We start from the raw sequence: 17,936 nt of genomic DNA, 5'->3' as shown, positions 1-17,936 counted from the left end.
GTGGTACTAAAAAGATAGGATAAATAAAAGAGTAAAGGGTGGATTAGACGACGTATCTATCAGCATAACATCACTAATCCACACTGATTTTAACACCACAGAATTGTGTGTTTAGGCATCCTGAAAACTAACAGTGACCGGTGGGTTATCCGCCAGACTGATATCGTCATATTGTTCCAAGTCAGCTCCTCGAATTAAGTGGTGTAAATCGCGGATATAAGACTTGCCACGCGTGGAGTAATGAACAAGACCTTGCGCCAATTGGTAACCTGACAGCGGCTCTCCCCTCGCTTGTAAATCAGCGCGAATTTGGCGTAAGTGTTTGTATGCTGGATTAATATTGAGGTTGTGGATATATGCAGAAACCGCGTTATGGATGGTATCGTAACCAGCAAGATGCACTCGTCCACGATCAACGGTAACAGTGTAATTTTGATTGCCTGGCGATCGATGCTGACCAAACAATGCATTACCCGCTCGCGCGGTATAAGATGTCCCCCACCCGCTTTCCTGAATACTTTGCGCCAACACTAACGAGGCGGGAATAGTATTCACGCGCTGTAGCAGTTCACGATAATTCCCTCTGCTTACGTCATATTGATCCGCTAAATTTTCTAACCACAGTTTTTGCTCTGGTGATAGCGGAGTTCCACGTTCTTGTTTAGCGTGCAAACTGATTAATTGACTACGGTCATCTTCAATTTGCTGATTTATTTTTTTGATCACCGGAAGCATGATCATAATAAATGTATTTTTCTTGGTATCACCGCTGATTTTTTTCATGTCCAACGGCAAATCTTTGCAATACAGCGCAGGTACACCATTTTCGGTAATACTATCCATATCAATATTATGGGTATCAAGATAGTGAATGTAATCTTGCACACTATCAAAGTGTAACCGCTCTGCACATGCTTGCATATTGCTGTCACGGGTAGCGCTTTCACTCATCACTGAGGAAGGAAAGCCATTACTATGTTCAGCGGCGTGTGTAACTGAAGAAAATACCAGCGACATGCTGATAAATATCATTTTCAATCGTGATCGGGTAATCGTACTCATTGGCATAATGATAAGGTAACCATTCAGATTTCATGTTGAATTGATATTCACTTGAGCAGGACAATCCGTTATTTTCTGCCGAATACAAATAAGCAAATAAAACCGTCTTTTGGTGTACCCGATCATCTGTGTTAAGTCATACAAAGATCACATTTCAGCATGTAAACTTGCGTAACGAGCTTGCTTTAATGTTGCAAAGTGGCTGGTAGCGTAAATACTTAATTGCAGATGTATTTGTATATTTCGCGAGAAACAATATCGAAACAGTATTCTATGACTAACCGGTATAAGATAAGCGCCTGATAATAAGAAAATGTATTTACCCATAAATTGCATTGAAAAACAATGCATTAACGATACATTGAGAAAGCAATATCCGTGAGTGGGCTCACTAAATAACTATAATCAGGATCATCATGAAGACTAAAGCGCTAATTACTCTCCCTTTGCTCACTATAGCTGGCTACGCAAATGCGGCGGGGCCATTTGATATTCCAACAGAAAGTGGTTGGTCAGGATTTGTGTCTGCGGGCGTAAACGTAACTCGCAACTCTTCAAACCTGTACCTTGGTCCAAGCGGCGAAGATGGTGCGAACAAGCAAGTTAACAGCCTGACTAGTGATCCTTCAGGGAAGAATCAGGTAAGCCCTGCGTTTAACCTCGACTTGCGTTATACACTGGGTGACAGTGGTACTCAGTTCTATCTGGGTAACCTGATCCAAGATACCGTGCGTCTGGACTTCTCTCAGCAACTGGGAGTGCGTCAACGTTTAGGCCAAAGCGGTATTGTTTCCGTATCGTATGTATTCTCCGGTTTACCGAATAAAGTGTGGCAAGACCCGTACGCCATTGGCACCGATCGCAGCGACACGCGCCGTGATATCAACGGTGTACAAGTGGGCTGGCAAAATATCATGGGCAGCAATTTCTCTGCCGATTACAGTTATCGTGATATCTCGGTCGACAGCGAGAACAGCGGCCAATTTTTGCTGAACAATATCGACCCAATTCTGGGCCGCACCTTAACTCAGCAAGAAGTTAACATGCTCAAGCGTAGCGGTAAGAGTCATACCAGCAAAGTCTCCTACTTCTATGCTATTGATCAACGCCAATCACTGATCCCTGAGTTTCGTTATGTCGATAACTCACTGGACGGCGATGCGATGAGCAATACACAATTCGGTGGCTTGTTAAGTTATTTCTGGCGCTCTGAAGATTCGCAATATAACATTGTAAGTAACCTGTATTTAGGCAAAACCGATTATTCAGATGCCAACCCAGTCTTCGGCCAAAAAACAGATTCCACTGATTTTGCCGCCAACGTGGTACTGTTCAAAAATAATATCTTTGACGTGAAGAAACTGTCTGCTTATGCAGGCGTGGCATACGGCGAAATTAATTCCGATGTGAATTTCTTCAACACCACCCTGACTAACTTTACTACCGGTTTGCTGTATCGCTTTTGATGAATCGAACTAATTACCGCATAGCGTATTGAAAGCGCGGTAAGAATGTAAAAAGGTCACCACAGGATAAACACTGAGTATGTGCTTAATCTTGTGGTGACCTTAATTTTATATCTTACACACGAACTCAAAGTAACAAGAGGTTCGTAGTAACAATTAAGCAAGTAATGAGCAAGTTAGCCCTGTAGTGCTTCATCAATGGCCATGCGCACACGTTTATCCGAAACCGGATATGGGGTACCCAGTTGCTGAGCAAAGAAGCTCACGCGCAGCTCTTCCAACATCCAGCGAATTGCTTGTACTTTGTCTGGAATTGGCTGCCCTTTTGGAATTTTTGCCAACAGCTGTTGGTATTCCTGCTGCACGCTTTCCACTTTCAGCATCTGCGCGCGATCGCGATTCGGATCGGTAGGTAACTTCTCCAAGCGGCGTTCGATGGCATTCAGATAACGCTGCAGATCTGCTAAACGCTGCCAGCCGGTGTCACTGACAAAACCACGGTAAATCAAACCGCCCATTTGCGCTTTCACATCAGACAGCGCAAAGGCCATGGTGAAGTCAACCTTCCCTTTCAAGCGCTTGTTTATGTTATGCGATGTAGTCAGGATTTGTTCGACCTGCTTGGCGATCTCAACCACGGTTTCATTCAAGTTGGCGCGCACATGCTCGCGCAGTGCTTCGAAGCGCTCGCTTTCCCACGCTGGACCACCAAACTCTGCGGTTAACTTATCAATACCGGCATCAATGCAGTCATCAATCAGATCCAACACTTTACCGAATGGGTTGAAATACAACCCTAATTTGGCTTTATTCGGTAATTTTTCATGCAGATATTTAATCGGTGACGGCACATTCAGCAGCAATAGGCGACGCGTACCCTGCAACATGGCTTTTTGCTGATCATGCTCCGTTTCAAACAAGCGGATACTGACCGAATCTTTTTCATCCACCAGCGCAGGATAAGCTTTAACGGCGTAGCCACCGCGTTTTTGCTCATAGCACTGCGGCAAATCGCCAAAACTCCAAACATGCAGATCGCGCTGCTCGATACCATCATCGGCCACGGCCGATAAGGTCTCCTGCACTTTCTCTTTAAGCCCATATTTGAGCTCATCAAGATCTTTGCTTTCCGACAGTTTCTTACCGTGCTCGTTAACCACGCGGAACGTGATTTTCAGGTGGTCAGGCACTTGTGACAGATTCCACTCTTCACGTGACACTGTCACGCCTGACATACGACGAAATTCGCGCTCCAAGGCATCCAGCAAATTGCCTTGCAAGGCTTCAGCACGGCCTAAGAATGCTTGCGCATAGTTCGGCGCTGGCACAAAGTTACGACGCACCGGCTTAGGCAAAGATTTAATCAATGCCACAATCAGCTCTTCGCGCAGCCCCGGAATTTGCCAATCAAAACCAATATTTTCAATCTGGTTAAGCACCGGCAGAGGAATATGTACCGTCACCCCATCCGCTTCTTGGCCTGGTTCAAACTGATACGACAGTTTTAACTTGAAGTTGCCTTGATGCCAGAAATTCGGGTAATCCAGCTCACTGACTTTGTTCGATCCCTCTTTGATCAGCATCGACTTTTCAAAATTCAGCAGATCAGGTTGCGATCGCTCAGCTTTCTTCCACCAGCTATCGAAATGACGACCGGAAACGATGTCATGCGGCAGACGTTGGTCATAGAACGCAAACAGCGTTTCGTCATCAACCAAAATATCGCGACGACGAGATTTATGCTCCAGCTCTTCAACTTCCGCTAACAGCTTACGGTTTTCACGGAAGAACTTATGCCGAGTATTCCATTCCCCTTCCACCAGCGCCGAGCGGATAAACAGCTCACGCGACATCACCGGATCAATCGCACCGTAATTGACTTTGCGATCGGCAACAATCGGAATGCCGTACAGCGTGACTTTTTCGCTCGCCATCACGGCGTTCTGGGTTTTCTCCCAATGCGGCTCGCTATAACTGCGTTTCACCAAATGCTGGGCAAGCGGCTCGATCCAATCAGGCTCAATACGCGCGGCAATGCGTCCCCACAAACGGGAGGTTTCCACCAGCTCGGCCACCATGGTCCATTTCGGTTGCTTCTTGAAAAGACCTGAGCCTGGGAAGATAGCGAAACGGGCATTTCGCGCGCCCTGAAATTCGTTCTTCTCCAAATCTTTAATCCCGATATGGGACAACATGCCAGACAGCAAAGCCAGATGAACCGAGCGGAAATCGGCAGGCTCATCATTAATCGCCATACCCTGCTCACGCACCACTTGGCGCAATTGGGTATAGATATCTTGCCATTCACGAATGCGCAGGTAATTGAGGAAATCACTCTTACACTGACGACGGAAGGCATTACTCGAGAGTTCTTTTTGTTGCTCGCGCAGATAATTCCACAGATTCACGAAAGTCATGAAATCGGAATCTTTATCTTGGAAGCGACGGTGTTTCTCATCGGAGGCTTGTTGTTTCTCCAATGGACGCTCACGCGGATCTTGAATCGATAGCGCGGCGGTGATGATCATGACTTCACGCACACAACCGTGTTTCGGCGCTTCCAATACCATCCGCGCCAAACGTGGGTCGACCGGCAGCTGAGCCAGTTTACGCCCCATCGCGGTCAGACGTTTTTTCGGATCATTTTGTTCAGGATTGAGCGCGCCGAGCTCTTCCAGCAGACGCACGCCGTCTTGGATATTGCGCTTATCTGGCGCTTCGACAAATGGGAATGCTGCGATATCGCCTAGACCCAGCGATGTCATCTGCAAAATAACAGAGGCTAAGTTGGTTCGCAGGATCTCTGGATCGGTAAACTCCGGACGGGACATAAAATCCTGCTCGGAGTACAGACGAATACAGATACCATCGGAAACCCGTCCGCAACGCCCTTTACGTTGATTGGCGGAGGCTTGAGAAATCGGCTCAATAGGCAGTCGCTGTACTTTGGTGCGATAGCTATAGCGGGATATTCGCGCCGTACCCGGGTCAATGACATATTTGATCCCCGGTACGGTCAGAGAGGTTTCCGCCACGTTGGTCGCCAGTACAATCCGACGCCCTACCGCAGGTTGGAACACGCGATTTTGCTCGGCAGCAGAAAGACGCGCATACAGCGGCAACACTTCGGTATGCGGCAGCTGACGTTTTTCCAGTGCATCAGCGGTATCGCGAATTTCACGTTCGCCGTTCATGAAAATCAGGATGTCGCCGCGCCCTTCTTGGTAGAGCTCATCGACGGCATCGAAAATCGCTTGTAGCTGATCGCGATCCGGATCGTTGTCCTCTTCGCTCACCAGCGGACGATAACGCACTTCCACCGGATAGGTTCGTCCGGAAACTTCGATAATCGGCGCATTATTAAAGTGACGCGAGAAACGCTCCGGATCGATAGTCGCCGAGGTAATGATGACTTTCAGGTCTGGACGCTTTGGCAGCAGCTCACGCAGATAGCCGAGGATAAAGTCGATATTAAGACTGCGTTCGTGCGCTTCATCGATAATGATAGTGTCGTATTGCGACAGCATGCGATCGTTTTGAATCTCGGCCAGCAAAATACCGTCTGTCATCAGTTTGACCAGCGTGGTATCGCTAACTTGATCGTTAAATCGCACTTTATAACCGACGACACCGCCCATCGGAACTTGCAGCTCTTCGGCAATCCGGTTGGCCACAGAGCGTGCAGCCAGACGACGCGGCTGAGTATGGCCAATCAGGCCGTTGATCCCGCGACCGAGTTCAAGACAGATCTTCGGCAACTGCGTTGTTTTACCCGAGCCGGTTTCCCCCGCCACAATCACAACTTGATGCTGTTCGATAGCGCGTCGGATCTCGTCTTTTTTCTGACTAACCGGCAGGATTTCTGGATAGTTGATACTTGGTACCGCCGCTCGACGGGCGTCAACACGCGCTTGGGCGCTCTGAATCTCTACCGCCAACTCCTGCGCGATGGCTTCTTGAGCCTGGGGATTTTTTACTTTCTTCGCACCTTCAATACGGCGCAGCAAACGTCGGCGATCCCGCAGGGTCAAGCCGTTGAGCTTTGGCAGCAAGGCGGAAAAAGGCGATGGTACTTTCTGGTTTCCGTTCATTATGCTCTTCGTATTCATTCTGAAGGCCGCGACTGTGCGAGGAAACATGCATAGCGGCCATAATTGTCGTGAATTTTATCACAGACTTAGCGGCTCGGTGAGTTTATGCCGCTGGGTTGTTTGGCTTTTCTCGTTCTTTTTCTTGTTCTTAATCCCTCTCGTTTTTGTGTCTTTGTGCTTCTCATCCCCCCTTCTTTTGCTTTAACGCGTGCCTCTGGTTGCATTTGATAATGATAGTAAATATCATTCGCAGCACTTGAACATTACGATTCGCTTTATTTCATTCGCTTCATTTTGAATTGTTGGCTTTATAACTCTTACTGGGATGGTGTTATGCGACATTCTCTACTCCTTGCAGGTGCAGTTTCCGTATTTATTCTCGCTGGGTGCGATAACGCCACACCCGACTCAACCTCACAAACCCATTCAGCACTAGCGACCCGCGCTGACTCGGCAACCAATGATAAACAGACCCGCAGCGTGCAACATGCGATGGGAGTTACCGAGGTACGCACGCATCCTGAGCGGGTTGTGACGCTTACCAACGAAGCGACTGAAGCGATGCTGGCGATGGGAATTACGCCTGTGGGTGCCGTACGCTCGATGACGGTTGCCGGTCAGGATAATGGCGTCTGGTATTCCCACTTTGGTCAAACGCTGCAAAATGCGGGTACCGTGGATTTAGGCGATGAAGAGCAAGTGAATTTGGAAGCCATTGCCGCTCTGAAGCCAGATTTGATTTTGGGGATCAAGCAGCGTCAGGAGAAAATCTACGATCAGTTATCCGCCGTAGCCCCTACCGTGTTCAGTGAAACCTTTATGGGCGCATGGCGTGAAAACTTACTGACTTATGCTGACGGCGCGAGTCAAAAAGAGGCTGCCACCGCCCTGCTCGCAGCATGGGATGCCAATGCTCAACAATTGAAAGCCGATTTAGACGCTGCCGGTAAATTGCAGCAACAGATTGCCGTAGTGCGCTTCCAAAGCTCAGGGGCACGTTATTACTACAATGATTCGTTTGCCACTGACATTATCCGCCGCGTAGGACTTGCGCGCCCACCATTGCATGATAAAGAAGGCTTCGCGGAAGGTTTGACGCGTGAACGCATTCCAGAAGTGAATGCCGATCAGCTGTTCTACTTCGTGATGGAAACCGGTAATGGGAAAGCGAGTGCCGCCGAACAAAGTTGGCTGGCCGAGCCGCTGTGGCAGCAATTGCCGGTAGTAAAAAATAACGCCGTTCATAAGGTAAACCACGAAACATGGAACAAGTCTTACGGCATTTTAGCCGCCGATTATGTTCTGCAAGATTTGCGCGCCGCCTTACTGCCGACCGGATTTGATAACGATATCCACAATAACAGCAGTGATAGCCAGAGTAAGGGATAAGCGCTGATGTCTAGCCAGACAATCACCTCTACGCGCGACGCGAATCCAGCTTCGCAGTTCTATAGCTCACTGCCTAACAGTTTCCGGAATAAAAGTGTTCTGCTGCTGATGCTGACCGCGTTGCTGGGTATGCTGTTTGTTGCCAGCCTACGCTTTGGCTATACCGCATTGGCCGACGTGCCTTTATGGTCATTGCTGCAAAAGTTGTGGTCAGACGATGCGGTTACCGATCCACAAATGCAGAATCTCCTGAGCGTGGTCCGTGACCTGCGCTTACCGCGGGCAGCGATTGCCGCTGCGGTGGGCGCGTGTTTAGGTATGGCTGGCGTACTCACCCAAGGTATTACCCGAAATGGATTGGCGTCACCGGGTGTGCTAGGTATTACCGCCGGCGCCGGTTTTTGCATTGTGGTGGCCTATACCCTGTTTGGCATCAGCGCACCTGAGCAGATAATGTGGTTTTCCTTTCTCGGCAGCCTTGGTAGTGCGGCGCTGATTTTCTTATTGGCCGGTGCTAGCGCTACCGTATCAGGCCCATTGGGGCTGACATTGGCCGGTATTGCGCTGAGTGCGCTGCTGTCGTCATGGTCGTCGGGTTTGTTAGTGCTCAATGAGGCCGCGCAGAGTGAACTGATGCTATGGCTGACCGGCAATATTGAAGGTCGCAAATTAGCCCATGCCTTACCTTTGCTGCCATTTGCCTTGGCCGGAGCCTTAGTCGCACTAGGGCTGAGCCGTAGTTTAAATACATTGGCGCTAGGCGAAGAGACCGCACAAGGATTGGGCATCAATCTTGGTCGTTTACGTTTAGGTGCGCTGATTGCGGTGGTACTGCTTACCGGCAGCGCCGTAGCGATGGCCGGTCCGGTTGGCTTTATTGGCCTGATTGTGCCGCATGTGTGCCGCGCCTTGTTGGGCATTGATTATCGCTGGTTGCTACCGGCAGCCGCTTTGACAGGCGCATCATTACTCACTGCCGCAGATATTAGCGCACGATTTTTATTCTTCCCGTCTGAAGTGCCCGTAGGGTTAGCGATGGCGGTCTTGGGCGCGCCGTTCTTCATCTATCTGGCTTGCCGTCGTCGCGGCACGGTTCTGTAAATGTGCTGTAAAGAGAGAATATGATGTCTGATTCTATGGCTCCTTACCGCCATCGCTACCTGCACGTACGCCATCGTCAAGTGAGTATGCTGATCCCACGTCATCCACTCCACGTGGTCGCGATGCTTGCCGTTTTGCTGACAATCATGACCCTCATGGCGATCAGTGCTGGCAATCAGTGGCTTACGCCGCAAGCGTTATGGCAATGGATGCGGGGTGATGCCGATGGCGCAACACAACTCATTGTCGGGCAGTTTCGTCTGCCGCGGATCCTGTTAGCGCTCTGTGCTGGGGCGGCGCTGGGCATGTCTGGTGTGCTGGTACAAAGCATTATCCGCAATCCCTTAGCCTCCCCTGACATTTTGGGTATCAACAGTGGCGCGGCAACCGCCGTGGTGCTGTTTTTCCTGTTCGCACAGCAGCAAATCCCTATCGTGTGGCTTCCGCTCATTGCCTTTACTGGGGCGGCGCTGATAATGCTGACATTGCTGGGCTTAAGCCGTTTGCTGCGCTTAAAACCCGGGCAAATGATCTTGGCCGGTATTGGCTGTGCCACGTTGTTCGATGCATCACGCAGCTTATTAGTGATGTACGCGCCGACGTGGCTGCTGGGCAAAAGCACCGTGTGGATGACCGGTTCAGTACATGGTGCCCGCTTTGATCAGGTGTGGTTATTGGCTGGGGCATTAGTGCTATTGGTTCCACTCCTGATAGGCCTGCTGCGGCACTTAACCGTGCAATTATTGGGCGAAGATACGACCACCAGCTTAGGCTGCGCGTTATCGCGCTGGCAATGGGCTGGATTGATGTTATCCGCTGCGCTGTCAGCATTAGCGGTGGGGTTTGTCGGCGGGATTGGCTTTATCGCATTAATGGCTCCGCATATTGCACGGCGCTGGGTAGGTAATCAGTTAGGTTTTCTGTTGGTGTGCGCTGCGCTGACAGGAAGCTTATTACTGCTCATTGCCGATACCGTAGGCCGCACCCTCATGATCCCGCTGGATATTCCTGCTGGTGTATTTACCGCCATGTTAGGCGCTCCGTATTTTCTCTATCTTCTTTTACGCCGGTGATAACTATGAGCCGCTTACAGACTCACAACCTGACATTGGCCTATCCACAGGCCCCTCGCGCGTCTACCCCACGTAGGATTATCCATGATTTATCGTTGGAGATTCCTGATGGTGCGATCACCGTGTTTATCGGCGCGAACGGGTGCGGTAAATCAACGTTACTCAAATCACTGGCGCGCTTGCTTCCTCCCGTGGCAGGACAGGTCACTTTAGATGGCCAACCGCTTACACAATGGAAAGCAGCCGATGTCGCACGGGAGCTAGCCATATTGCCGCAATGCCCCGTCGCGCCTGAAGAAATGACGGTGCTGCAGTTAGTCAAACAAGGCCGTTATCCGCATCAACGTTGGTTTAGCCAGTGGTCAGCACACGATCAAGAAAAAGTAGAATGGGCTCTGACGCTCACTCACACCCATGAGCTGATGCATCAACCGGTACAAAGTTTGTCAGGCGGACAACGCCAGCGGGTATGGATAGCCATGACGCTCGCGCAAGATGCAGACATCCTGCTGCTGGATGAGCCGACCACCTATCTCGATCTTAACCATCAGGTCGAATTGCTGGATTTGTTGGTGATGCTGAACCGTGAGCACGGCAAAACCATTGTGATGGTGCTGCATGATTTGAATTTAGCCTGTCGCTATGCTGATCAACTGATTGCCGTGCATAACGGCGACGTGTGCGCGCAAGGAACGCCCAGAGAGATTATGTCCGCCGACTTATTGCAGCAGGTCTTTAATCTGCATGCCGATGTGATTCCCGATCCGGCTTACGGTACGCCAATGATTGTTCCGGTGAGTCGGCATTTGCCGCGAATCGATACCTCAGCTCATCTTTTAACACCTCTTTCTGAGCGTAATCCCGAGATGATGCTGGTTTAGATGGTTATTTAGATGGGTTAACTCGTAGGGTTGCACTCCTCGCGCCCTACGAGGGTTTACGTTTTTCCCTCGCTATTTATCGTTTCCATTCTGCGTTTTAAAAGACGCAGAAGGGTTCATCACGCCTTAAATTTAGCATCGTGAAATATCATTTAAAAATAATCACTTAGCGATAATTATCACTTGCCACACAAATGATAATAGGTATCATTTGCAACACAAAATAGACTAATCGCCGAATTGAAATCTTATTCTACTGAGATAGTGATGAATTAGTGGTTTACACCATTGTCATCAATGTCTCGCATCAAGCCTTTCAATTAAGAGCGCATTAGCATCACTTTTGGCAACTTGATTTTGGTGAGTAAGGTCGACTGAGCCGCACCATCAACGGGGATATTAACGCCTGTTGATGTGCACCCTCTTTTCAGATAACGACCGTAATTAATTATGACAATAACAATGGCATCTATGCCAACAACACAAAACAACGTGGACTGTTCACCTTTTACAATCAAACCACTGGCTATTGCTGTTGCGGCGCTATTGAGTTCCCCACTCATGGTATCTCACAGCTATGCCGCGTCAGCCTCCACCAGCGAAACCATCGTGGTCACCGGTGAAGCGATTGACGTACATGTACAACAGCAAATTGATGCCGAACAATTGAGTAACCGCCAAGCCAGTGACATCAAAGATGTGCTCAACACCCTACCGAGCGTTACCGTGGATGGAGGCAAACGCTATGGCCGCAAAGTGTGGATCCGCGGCTTGGAAGACAAGTTTGCGTTGGTCACGATTGATGGCGCTCGTCAGGAAGGTCAAATCTTCCACCACTCAGGCGATCAAACCATCGACCCTGAATTGCTCAAACGTGCCGTTATCGAATTTGGCCCTAACTCAGCACTCGACAGTGGTGGCACCGTCACCGGCAGCTTCCGCTATGAAACCCGCGATCCTTCAGATTTGCTGCGCGAAGGTGAGCAAGTCGGCGCTTTTGTTAAAGGTGGCTATCAAGATGCTTATCACCGTAACAGTGGCAGTGCCGCCCTCTTCGGTAAGGTTGGCGATAGCACGCAGTTATTGGTGTACGGACATCGCGATGATGATGGCACCATGCGTTTGGGCGATGGTACGGATATTGAGTCCAAACAAGGTAAGTTGAAATCCGGCATGGCCAAAGCTGTGTTCGAGCTGGCGCCGCACAGCACGCTGAAGCTCAATGCCCAACACTACGAAGATGGCGGTAATCGGCAGCTAGCCGGTGAAAAAGCCGGTATTAGTGACGATGGTCGTTATAGCTATTCCGGCATGACACGCGATACCTACAGCTCTGAGCTGCGCATTGCACCAACCGGCTCGCCGTTAGACATGACGTTAAATGTGTATCAGACCAAGCAAGGCATTGATCGCGAAGCTGAAATTACTCAAGAGAAAGGCTCAGAAAAGCATGCGCCTAACCGTAGCTATTACAACACCACCACAGGCGCCGATCTGCGAAACCGCAATCGCCTGACCGGCCCCTTGGGTGAGCATCAGCTGACCTATGGCGTAGAAACCTATCGTACTGAACAAACCAAAAAAGCCGATGGTGTGACCCGCTATATTGGCGGCACGCAAAACGGCAAAGTGGTACAGGAGGATGTCAAAGGTCGTGGTTTGATGACCAGTTACGGCGTGTATGCGGAAGATAAAATGACGCTAGGCCGACTAACGCTGACTCCGGGATTGCGTTACGACCAGATTATGATGGGTGGTTTATATGAAGGTGATTTCCACCAATGGTCGCCAAAGCTCAAAACTAGCTATCGTCTGACCGATAATCTGTCGGTGCGAACCGGTTATGGCCGAATCTTTAAAGGCCCCGGTTTACCGGAAACCTTTATGATCAGCGATAACATGGTCAAACCTAAAGATGTCAAAGCGCAAACAGGCTACAACATCGAAGCCGGTGCGGATTACGATCTTACTGCGCTGACCAAAGCCGATTATGCCTCCAGCGGTTTTACCTTGTATCGCTATACGCTGGATAACTACCTACACCCGACCAAAAACACTGCACTGGTCAGCCAAGGCGATGCCGAAGTATGGGGCGGTGAGTTAAGTGCTAATGCCGGATTTGGGCGTGTCGACCTGTATGCCAATTACAGCTACAGCAGCGGCACACTCACCGATCATCAAGGCATGAAAGCGGTATTGCCACAAACCCATTATCACAGTGTGAAGCTGGGTGGCGCCTATGCCCTAACCGAAAGTGTGGTTGTTGGTACTGACATGCGCTTTACCCCCAATAACGCCTACACCCAGCATGAACGCAACAAGCAAGGTAGCGTAGACACCTTCCGCGTTGAGCGCAAAGGCTTCACCGTAGTCAATTTGTGGACCAGTTATGAACCGCAACAGATTAACGGCCTGAAGCTCATGGCGGGCATTGATAACCTGTTCGATGCCGCCTATGCCGAACCGACCGCGTTCGGTTTCTACTGGGGCGCACCGGAATACGGCACATTGGAGCCTGGGCGTAATCTCAAACTCTCAGCCAGCTATCAATTTTGAGGCAGTCTTTTACTCCGCACAGTTGTGCGGCATGGTGAAAATTAGCTAAGCACTTAATCCGTTTTAAACGGTTGTTTAATTAAGAATAAATTATTCTGCCGTTTAGGTGTTTGTTTTATCTATAGATTGTTTTATGAGCAGGGATAATTCAATCAAGTGCAAGGATAACACCTATCTCACCAAGTGCTGAATGAGCCAATAGCAATCTACCAAAGGGAGCTACAGCGACAAAAGACGGACATAAAAAAAGCGGCCTGTGTGAGCAGGCCGCGCTTCCCTTCTTGTATCCCTTGTGTCCCTTCTTTCGAGCTAAGTACTTCTGCGCTTAGCCTATGAAGGGTCTAGTTTATTGGTGGCGATTCAGAATGCAGTAATCAATTCAGAGTAAATGCGTATAAATCACGTTTTTAGACATCACAACTCAGTAAGTCGAACGCAAATCGTAAACCTTCACGCCTGCTGCCAATTCCGCACAACTTGCAGAGCCGATAAAGCGTAAACGACGACGCCCTCCTATAGCCTCAGGCAGTAAGGTAAACCCTGCATCCTCAAAACGCCCTTCGCCGCTATATTCGACATGCACAAACAGCGCCGGATGCTGACTCCACAACTCGATATAGCTACCTTGATCATCTCCGCTAATACAGTACTCAATCTGCGCCGGTTGCAACGGTAAACGCTTAAACTCATCGGGATAGAAGCTGTTTTCAATGCGTTCATTAGCCTGATGGTTTGGTGACTCCGAGTGCAGAACCACATGATAAAAGCCCCGTCGCGCCTCGCTTTCTGACGCATTCGTACTACCAGAGGCGTTACGTGTATTACGCTCGGGCAGCGGAATTTGCCAAATTGGTGCAGAGCTATCTGGCGCAGCGGTACATGTTAGCGGCCACCGCTGTAACACATCTCCTTGCCAGCTGATCTGCAATACTTCCCCATGCAGCGATTGCGTGGCATGCCGATCATTAACCAGATGCAACGTTAACATCGGCTGGCCTTGCGCATTAGGTTCATGGGCAAAAGGTTCATGAATAAAGGTCGCCATTAACGGCGCAAAGAAATGACGGGCATGGTGATGCAGCAATTTCCAGCGCCCTGAATACTCAATGCTTGACCACGAACTCACCGGCCAGCAATCATTGAGCTGCCAGAACAAAATGCCGCGACAGTGATTCTTATAAGCTCGCCAGTATTCCGCTGCCGTTTTAATAGCCAGCGCCTGTTGCACCTGACTTAAGTACAGCTGCTGTTCAAAGCTGATCGGGAAGCGAAAATAGCGCGTGATCATCTCCGTGATAATGCTGTTGCCCCGCCCGTTCTTCTGATGCTGTTCAAATGTTGGCGAAGTGATATTCCACTCATCCGGCTCGGCAAAGGATTTCACGGTGGGCAACGATGGCCATGACTGAAAACCGAACTCGGAGCAAAAACGCGGTTTCACGCTGTGGTAAGCATCAAAGGATTTACCGGAGTGCCACACATCCCAAAAATGCATATCGCCACGGTTGTCATCATGCCATGCATCGCCAAAATCTAACTCCCCATTACACGGCGAGCTGGCCCAGAAGCGGCGCGACGGGTCTTCCTGCTCAACAACTTTGGCCAACAGACGATTAAGGCGATCGTAATTCACCGTGTATTTAACGCGCTGTTCACGGGATTCTGGATACCAGCCAATCGCGCCAATCACCTCGTTATCCCCACACCATAACGCCAGTGATGGATGGTCGGCTAAACGCTGCACCTGATAACGCACCTCATGCTCAACATCGAGTAAGAATTCAGGGGTTGAGGGATACAGCGCGCAGGAGAACATTAAATCTTGCCACACCAGTAAACCCAGCTCGTCGCAAAGATCGTAGAAGATATCCTGCTCATACATGCCGCCGCCCCATACGCGCAACATATTCATATTGGCGGCCACTGCATCTTCAAGTAAGCGCCGATAACGCTTTGGCGTGTGACGCGACGGAAGTGCATCGAGCGGGATCCAATTAGCACCCTTGGCGGTGATTGCTCGGCCATTGACCCGAAACAGCATGCTGCTGCCAATTGCATCGTCTTCCGTTATCAGCTCTAACTGGCGTAAGCCAATACGCTTTTCAATCAACTTTTTGCGCGCAGTAATCGGCGCGTCAGTATCTGGTGCGCTAACATCAATAAAAGTTACCTGAAGCGTATACAGTGGCTGTGGGCCGTAGCCTGCCGGCCACCAACGCTGGGGATGTGCAATATCAATGCGATGGCAAAAACGCCCTTCGCCGCAAGGCTGTGGTGGTAACTCAAGATGGATCTGCTCTACCTGATGCTGCGAATTGTCTTGTCTGTTTCCCTGAGCTAAGAATGTCGGTGAGAGCAAGGTTACTTGCGCAACTAACGGCACATTCTCTTTATCCACCTGATAGGTACAATCTACGTGCAAGCGGCAACTGCCATCGGCTCGCCACTCTTGTTCGGTACGCACTTGCAACGGCTGAACGGCAAATACCGGTTCTAGCGAGATCTCGCCATATACGCCACTGACCAATAAGCAGATCCCCCAATCCCAACCGGCATGACATTGGGTTTTACGCAGCAAATTCATGTGCGGAATCTGATTATTCCCCTGCGCCCAAGGGATAGGGAAAGGCAGGCGCGACGCCCGATCCGCAGCTTCCACGTCATTACGCAACAACCGAATTTGGATTTGGTTTTCCCCTGCCACGACCCGCGGCAAAATATCTGCCTCAAAACGCCGGAACATATTGTGGCACTGCAGGACTACCTGCCCATTAACCCATACCGTCGCCATCGTATCGACAAAGGTAAGACCCAGCAGCAGCCGACTGGCCGACAATTCGTGCACAGATAAGGTAAAGGTACGAGACAGATGCCATTCACTTTCCCCTACCCACTGCACCTGCTGTTCATTACAGGCAAAATAGGGATCGGGGATCAAATTAGCCTCTAACAAGGCACTGTGGATATCGCCCGGCAACGAGCAACGCGTGTGAATCTGAGGGTGCTGCGGCGATGTCAGCGTCCATTCCCCGTGTAAGCTATTACCGTGTAAATTTAGTGTCGGCAAAATGAGATCCTCTCCGAATGCTTGCTGTTCTTCTCATTCCATTACGTAGCGCAATACGCACAGTATGTGACCCATTTTAAAGAAGCAGGCCACAAACATGAGTGACACATGGCCAGTAACCGACGCGCAAAACACCACCTAAGCCGAGAAACAACGATAAATGCGAAAGATGTCCGGTTTTCCGCTATTATTGTTGCCAATCTTTGTAGCCTGAAATCCAGACATCCTGATGAGTGACACCAAATCTAATCTGCACCCACGTAACCTGCACCGCTCTTCGTATGACTTCGCGGCGCTGACCGAAGCAAGCCCAGAGCTGGCCAACTATGTCCAGCGCAACGCCTATGGCACCGATTCCATCAATTTCTCTGATCCAAATGCAGTGAAAGCCCTGAACCGGGCGTTGCTGAAGCATTTTTATGCAGTTGAAGGCTGGGATGTTCCTGAAGGCTACCTCTGCCCACCGGTTCCGGGGCGTGCCGATTATGTTCACCATCTGGCTGATCTGCTGGCCGAAGCCAATCAAGGTCGAATTCCGAAAGGTAAACGCATTACCGGTTTGGATGTCGGTACTGGCGCGAACCTGATTTATCCGCTGCTGGCCCATCACAGCTATGGCTGGAATATGGTCGGTTCGGAGATTGATACTGTCGCCATCGCGTCTGCTGAGGCTATTTTAGAGCGCAACCCAGCCATGCAATCAGCGATTACGCTGCGTACCCAAACTCAGCCTAGCGACATTTTGCGTGGCATTATTCAGCCGGGCGAAATGTTTGACTTCACCCTGTGCAACCCGCCATTCCATGCCTCTGCGCAGGAAGCGGCAGAAACGACCCAGCGTAAGCGCAGCAAGTTGGCCTACAATCAAGTCTCGCGCGGTAATGCCAATACCATTGATGCCCAGCCGGCTCTCAATTTCGGCGGTCAGCATAATGAGCTGTGGTGCGATGGCGGCGAAGTGCGTTTCATCAGTGATATGATCCACGAAAGCCGCGAATTTGCCGGTCAGTGTTTCTGGTTTACGTCATTGGTATCGAAAAAGACCAGTTTGCCAGCGCTGTATGAAGCCTTGAGCGCAGTGGGCGCGACCGAAGTGAAAACTATCGAAATGTCACAAGGGCAGAAAATCAGCCGCTTTATCGCCTGGACCTTCTTCACCCCAGCCCAGCAAAAAGCGTGGCGCATGTATCGTTGGAATGCTCGCGGTTAATATTGCTGCCGCGATAATGTCACTAGCCGAGAAACCGGCT

The 17,936-nt window shown here is 50.0% G+C and carries 11 protein-coding genes; 7 read left to right on the top strand and 4 right to left on the bottom strand.

Annotated elements, in window-relative coordinates:
• Window positions 1–111: 111 nt before the first annotated feature.
• The gene (locus NCTC9997_RS07325) at window positions 112–1,017 is read right to left on the bottom strand and encodes a glucosaminidase domain-containing protein (RefSeq protein ID WP_167550131.1); all 906 of its coding nucleotides are present in this window, start codon (window positions 1,015–1,017) and stop codon (window positions 112–114) included.
• 461 nt (window positions 1,018–1,478) lie between these two features.
• On the opposite strand from NCTC9997_RS07325, the gene NCTC9997_RS07320 reads away from it, so the two are divergent.
• Window positions 1,479–2,528: a DUF2860 family protein gene (locus NCTC9997_RS07320; RefSeq protein ID WP_039044714.1), complete on the top strand. Its 1,050-nt coding sequence runs from the start codon at window positions 1,479–1,481 to the stop codon at window positions 2,526–2,528.
• Between the two features lie 176 nt (window positions 2,529–2,704).
• Here the strand turns inward: NCTC9997_RS07320 and hrpA are convergent, their stop codons facing one another.
• Window positions 2,705–6,619: an ATP-dependent RNA helicase HrpA gene (gene hrpA / locus NCTC9997_RS07315; protein WP_064977718.1), complete on the bottom strand. Its 3,915-nt coding sequence runs from the start codon at window positions 6,617–6,619 to the stop codon at window positions 2,705–2,707.
• A gap of 333 nt (window positions 6,620–6,952) precedes the next feature.
• On the opposite strand from hrpA, the gene NCTC9997_RS07310 reads away from it, so the two are divergent.
• The 4 genes from NCTC9997_RS07310 to NCTC9997_RS07295 are packed head-to-tail and all read left to right on the top strand — an operon-like array spanning window position 6,953 to window position 11,063.
• The gene (locus NCTC9997_RS07310) at window positions 6,953–8,008 is read left to right on the top strand and encodes an ABC transporter substrate-binding protein (protein ID WP_082935508.1); all 1,056 of its coding nucleotides are present in this window, start codon (window positions 6,953–6,955) and stop codon (window positions 8,006–8,008) included.
• A gap of 6 nt (window positions 8,009–8,014) precedes the next feature.
• Window positions 8,015–9,109 (top strand): FecCD family ABC transporter permease, encoded by a 1,095-nt coding sequence (locus NCTC9997_RS07305; protein ID WP_082935507.1) that lies wholly within the window; start codon window positions 8,015–8,017, stop codon window positions 9,107–9,109.
• Between the two features lie 20 nt (window positions 9,110–9,129).
• Window positions 9,130–10,182, top strand: a complete 1,053-nt coding sequence (locus tag NCTC9997_RS07300; protein ID WP_082935506.1) for a FecCD family ABC transporter permease — start codon at window positions 9,130–9,132, stop codon at window positions 10,180–10,182.
• Between the two features lie 5 nt (window positions 10,183–10,187).
• The gene (locus NCTC9997_RS07295) at window positions 10,188–11,063 is read left to right on the top strand and encodes an ABC transporter ATP-binding protein (protein WP_010863537.1); all 876 of its coding nucleotides are present in this window, start codon (window positions 10,188–10,190) and stop codon (window positions 11,061–11,063) included.
• A 320-nt stretch (window positions 11,064–11,383) separates the two neighbouring features.
• Here NCTC9997_RS07295 and NCTC9997_RS15160 read toward each other — a convergent pair whose 3' ends face one another.
• Window positions 11,384–11,626: a hypothetical protein gene (locus NCTC9997_RS15160; RefSeq protein ID WP_010863536.1), complete on the bottom strand. Its 243-nt coding sequence runs from the start codon at window positions 11,624–11,626 to the stop codon at window positions 11,384–11,386.
• On the opposite strand from NCTC9997_RS15160, the gene NCTC9997_RS07290 reads away from it, so the two are divergent.
• Window positions 11,625–13,619, top strand: a complete 1,995-nt coding sequence (locus NCTC9997_RS07290) for a TonB-dependent receptor domain-containing protein (protein WP_167550130.1) — start codon at window positions 11,625–11,627, stop codon at window positions 13,617–13,619. The genes NCTC9997_RS15160 and NCTC9997_RS07290 overlap by 2 nt on opposite strands.
• Before the next feature lie 421 nt (window positions 13,620–14,040).
• Here NCTC9997_RS07290 and NCTC9997_RS07285 read toward each other — a convergent pair whose 3' ends face one another.
• Window positions 14,041–16,686: a beta-mannosidase gene (locus NCTC9997_RS07285; protein ID WP_064977716.1), complete on the bottom strand. Its 2,646-nt coding sequence runs from the start codon at window positions 16,684–16,686 to the stop codon at window positions 14,041–14,043.
• Window positions 16,687–16,915: 229 nt separating this feature from the next.
• Between NCTC9997_RS07285 and rlmF the strand changes: the two genes are divergently transcribed.
• Window positions 16,916–17,896, top strand: a complete 981-nt coding sequence (gene rlmF / locus NCTC9997_RS07280; RefSeq protein WP_064977715.1) for a 23S rRNA (adenine(1618)-N(6))-methyltransferase RlmF — start codon at window positions 16,916–16,918, stop codon at window positions 17,894–17,896.
• The last annotated feature ends 40 nt before the right edge of the window (window positions 17,897–17,936 follow it).

It is taken from the genome of Plesiomonas shigelloides (assembly GCF_900087055.1).
Classification (GTDB): domain Bacteria; phylum Pseudomonadota; class Gammaproteobacteria; order Enterobacterales; family CAMTGL01; genus Plesiomonas; species Plesiomonas shigelloides.
The sequence above is the reverse complement of the archived record's forward strand: the minus strand, read 5'-3'. Positions and strand labels throughout refer to the sequence as shown.

Excerpts from the sequence above, each read along its gene's own strand:
- NCTC9997_RS07290 (WP_167550130.1), top strand. The coding sequence starts at position 11,625 with ATGGTATCTCACAGCTATGCCGCGTCAGCCTCCACCAGCGAAACCATC.
- NCTC9997_RS07325 (WP_167550131.1), bottom strand. The coding sequence starts at position 1,017 with ATGTCGCTGGTATTTTCTTCAGTTACACACGCCGCTGAACATAGTAAT.
- NCTC9997_RS07300 (WP_082935506.1), top strand. The coding sequence starts at position 9,130 with ATGATGTCTGATTCTATGGCTCCTTACCGCCATCGCTACCTGCACGTA.
- NCTC9997_RS15160 (WP_010863536.1), bottom strand. The coding sequence starts at position 11,626 with ATGAGTGGGGAACTCAATAGCGCCGCAACAGCAATAGCCAGTGGTTTG.
- NCTC9997_RS07310 (WP_082935508.1), top strand. The coding sequence starts at position 6,953 with ATGCGACATTCTCTACTCCTTGCAGGTGCAGTTTCCGTATTTATTCTC.
- NCTC9997_RS07295 (WP_010863537.1), top strand. The coding sequence starts at position 10,188 with ATGAGCCGCTTACAGACTCACAACCTGACATTGGCCTATCCACAGGCC.
- NCTC9997_RS07305 (WP_082935507.1), top strand. The coding sequence starts at position 8,015 with ATGTCTAGCCAGACAATCACCTCTACGCGCGACGCGAATCCAGCTTCG.
- hrpA (WP_064977718.1), bottom strand. The coding sequence starts at position 6,619 with ATGAACGGAAACCAGAAAGTACCATCGCCTTTTTCCGCCTTGCTGCCA.
- rlmF (WP_064977715.1), top strand. The coding sequence starts at position 16,916 with ATGAGTGACACCAAATCTAATCTGCACCCACGTAACCTGCACCGCTCT.
- NCTC9997_RS07320 (WP_039044714.1), top strand. The coding sequence starts at position 1,479 with ATGAAGACTAAAGCGCTAATTACTCTCCCTTTGCTCACTATAGCTGGC.